The following is a 3,369-nucleotide window of genomic DNA, read 5'->3' as shown; positions in this document are numbered from 1 at the left end:
GGCGTTCTGCGTCATGCCGAACAGGTTGCCGCTGGGGGATTCCATCAGCATCTGCGGGGTCAGCGGCAGCGCGCCCTGCGGCCCCGCCGCGTGGGTGATGACGGCATAAAACGCCTCGTCCTGCGGGGTGAAAATCTTCTCGATGGTCATGGTTATCGTCCGGCTCAGCAGAGCTTGAGCTGTTGTAACAGGGTTTTCAGCTGCGCCTTGCGCGGCTCGTCCAGCGCAGAGGCGGGCGGCAGGACGTGCGTAGAAATCGGACGACCGCAGAGCACGATCGCCTCTTTAATGACGTTCACAAACGGCGTATCCAGCTGATACATCTGCGGGATTTGCAGCAGGGTCTGATGATACTCAACCGCTTTCGCCACGTCGTTATCCCGCCAGGCTTTCAGAAGATTTACCGACACCTGTGGGGCAAAGTTGCCGCTGGCCGAGATCGCCCCGTCGCCGCCGAGCAGCAGGGTATTAAACAGATGATCGTCGTAGCCGCAGAGCACCGTGAAGTGCGGATGGGCGCCTTTGACGGTGTGGATCATGCTGCGCAGATGGGCGACGGAGTCGATGGTGTCTTTGATGCCGACGATGTTGCTGCGCGAGTCGGCCAGGGTTTTCACCAGCGCCGGGGTCAGATCCTGCCCGGTCAGCGCCGGGAAGTTATAGAGCATCACAGGCAGCGTGACGCTGTCCGCCACCTGCTCGAAATAGCGGATCAGATTCGCTTCCGACACTTTCCAGTAATAAGGGTTGATCACCACGATGCCGTCCGCCCCCGCCTGCTGCGCGTGCTGGCTCAGCGCAATGGTTTCCCGGGCGTTGGTGCCGCCGGTGCCGATCAGGACCGGCACGCGACGATCGACATGATCGATAGCAAATTGGGCAATGGTTTTACGCTCTTCGGCGCCGAGCTGGGAGAACTCGCCGCCGCTGCCCAGGAAAAACAGGCCGTCGACGCCTGCTTTGATCAGATCGTCGATCAGCGCGGCGGTGCCCTGCTTATCGAGCTGGCCATCGGCGGTAAAAATGGTGGAGACAGGGGGAATGATTCCCGTAAACAACGCGGACTGCGGCATGAGATCTCCTTGCTGAATCATTTTGTTCTACATTATAGAACAGTGTTCGTTAAATTAACGATCATACTATGACGCAGGAAAAGCGCAGGTAAATGAGAGATGGAGAGGGAGTGCGGGAAATTTAAGCTGGATCACATTATGCGTGGGTGCGGTCTGGTGCCCTCACCCCGGCCCTCTCCCACGGGGAGAGGGTGTAAAAGTTCCCTCTCCCCGTGGGAGAGGGTTAGGGTGAGGGAAAATTACTCCACCAGCATTTTAACAACCACTTTCCTGACCTTAGCAGGCGCTCCCGCCGCGCACAGCGGCTTATGCACTTCGCCCGGCCAGAACACCACAAAATCCCCTTCGCTCAGCACCACGGTTTTCTCCTGCTCGCCTTCCGGCAGGAACGCGATGTCTTTGTCCGCCAGCCAGTCGGTGTCCGGCGTACCGTGCGGCAGGGTACTGAAGGTCATCCCTTCCTGACCCTTCAGCACAATCTGAATATCCAGATAGCGTGCATGGTATTCAGCACGACGCTCGGCGAACGGCTGGGTCATGTCCTCCGAAACCAGATAAAACAGGCTGTTGCCGTTGATGTCGTGCTTGCCGGTCGGCGTCGCGTCGGTGACGTGGGCCTTAACGTGCTCAATGGCCTGACGCAGCTCTTCTGGCAGCCAGGACTGGAGATGATGAATATTGCCAATAATCATGATACAACCCTCAGATTAAAACATTGTTTCATTTTCATGTTTTATACGAGAAATGCTTCTTCCATACCAGCCCTTTTTTGACAAGATTTGCGTCAGCGCATGTTTATCGGGAAATGTGTTAATCCACTGTTAATTGCACACAGGCATTTATGCAGTGGTTATGCATAACCTCATTTCATGCACTTTGCACATAGGGTCTAACTCACTGAATTTAAAACGTAACTCACAAAACCTGTTGGCATATCACACTTTATCACTTTGGTTATTTCCTTTAAAAATCCATAATTATTTATTGATTTATCTTAAGTGAAAAATAGTTAACTGTCATTATTGCATAGCTATTCCCGAATCAACATTTTATCCATTAAAATCAACCATATAACTAAATATTTCAAAACGTGTAATTCTACAAAATAATAACAAACTCAAATATTGCCACCCGTTCCTGCTTAGCTATTCATCCCGTAATAATATGAAATTAATCATTATCTGATACGAATCATGCAATTGAAAACAAACTCATCAATATCGGTTTTCGCGTGAGCAATGTCACAATAACCATTATTTAAGCGCCTACTATAACTCACGAAATCTATTGAGCTTAGCCGCCATGAAATTAAATACATGACATGGCGCATGCCCTTTTTATTCTGAAAAACAGTTAAAGGAATAATTATGGAAAAGCATTACGTCGGTTCTGAAATTGGTCAATTGCGTAGCGTTATGCTGCACCGCCCAAATTTAAGTCTGAAACGCTTAACGCCATCAAACTGTCAGGAGCTGCTTTTCGATGACGTGCTCTCGGTTGAGCGGGCGGGTGAGGAGCATGACATCTTCGCCAACACGCTGCGCGAGCAGGGGGTGGAAGTCCTGCTGCTGACCGACCTGCTGACACAAACCCTTGATATCGCTGAGGCGAAAGCCTGGCTGCTGGAGACGCAAATCTCTGATTACCGCCTCGGCCCAACCTTTGCTGGCGACGTACGCGGCTGGCTGGCGGATATGCCGCACCGCGAACTGGCGCGCAGGTTAAGCGGCGGATTAACCTACGGTGAAATTCCGGCGGCCATTAAAAATATGGTGGTCGATACCCACACGGCGAATGATTTTATTATGAAGCCGCTGCCGAACCACTTATTTACCCGCGATACCTCCTGCTGGATATATAACGGCGTCTCCATTAATCCGATGGCGAAACCCGCCCGCCAGCGTGAAACGAATAACCTGCGGGCAATATATCGCTGGCATCCCGCATTTGCCGACGGCGAGTTTATTAAGTATTTCGGCGACGAGAATATTAATTACGACCACGCCACTTTAGAAGGCGGCGACGTATTAGTCATTGGTCGCGGGGCGGTATTGATCGGCATGTCCGAACGCACCACCCCGCAGGGCGTGGAGTTCCTCGCTAACAGCCTGTTTAAACACCGCCAGGCCGAGCGCGTGATTGCCGTTGAGCTGCCAAAACACCGCTCCTGCATTTGCCGACGGCGAGTTTATTAAGTATTTCGGCGACGAGAATATTAATTACGACCACGCCACTTTAGAAGGCGGCGACGTATTAGTCATTGGTCGCGGGGCGGTATTGATCGGCATGTCCGAAC

4 protein-coding genes and 1 pseudogene are annotated in these 3,369 nt (G+C 52.2%); 2 read left to right on the top strand and 3 right to left on the bottom strand.

The genetic code is table 11. The features are described 5' to 3' along the window. The 3 genes from DD606_RS26580 to DD606_RS24225 form a co-directional block, all read right to left on the bottom strand. Nucleotides 1-150: hypothetical protein (locus DD606_RS26580; RefSeq protein ID WP_176691475.1), on the bottom strand; the 150-nt coding region annotated here is incomplete at its 3' end. A 14-nt stretch (nucleotides 151-164) separates the two neighbouring features. Next, nucleotides 165-1,073, bottom strand: a complete 909-nt coding sequence (yagE, locus tag DD606_RS24230; protein WP_129259342.1) for a 2-keto-3-deoxygluconate aldolase — start codon at nucleotides 1,071-1,073, stop codon at nucleotides 165-167. Nucleotides 1,074-1,312: 239 nt separating this feature from the next. Then, nucleotides 1,313-1,765, bottom strand: coding sequence for a YhcH/YjgK/YiaL family protein (locus DD606_RS24225; RefSeq protein ID WP_003862921.1), 453 nt, complete (start codon nucleotides 1,763-1,765; stop codon nucleotides 1,313-1,315). 675 nt (nucleotides 1,766-2,440) lie between these two features. Between DD606_RS24225 and DD606_RS24220 the strand changes: the two are divergent. Next, nucleotides 2,441-3,247, top strand: a pseudogene (locus DD606_RS24220) (arginine deiminase family protein); the annotation flags it as partial. Then, on the top strand, nucleotides 3,213-3,369 hold a 157-nt coding region (locus tag DD606_RS26730), incomplete at its 3' end, for an arginine deiminase family protein (protein ID WP_368853792.1). The pseudogene DD606_RS24220 and the gene DD606_RS26730, both read left to right, overlap by 35 nt.

The organism is Enterobacter cloacae complex sp. GF14B (assembly GCF_004136805.1).
GTDB lineage: Bacteria > Pseudomonadota > Gammaproteobacteria > Enterobacterales > Enterobacteriaceae > Enterobacter > Enterobacter hormaechei_C.
The sequence above is the reverse complement of the archived record's forward strand: the minus strand, read 5'-3'. Positions and strand labels throughout refer to the sequence as shown.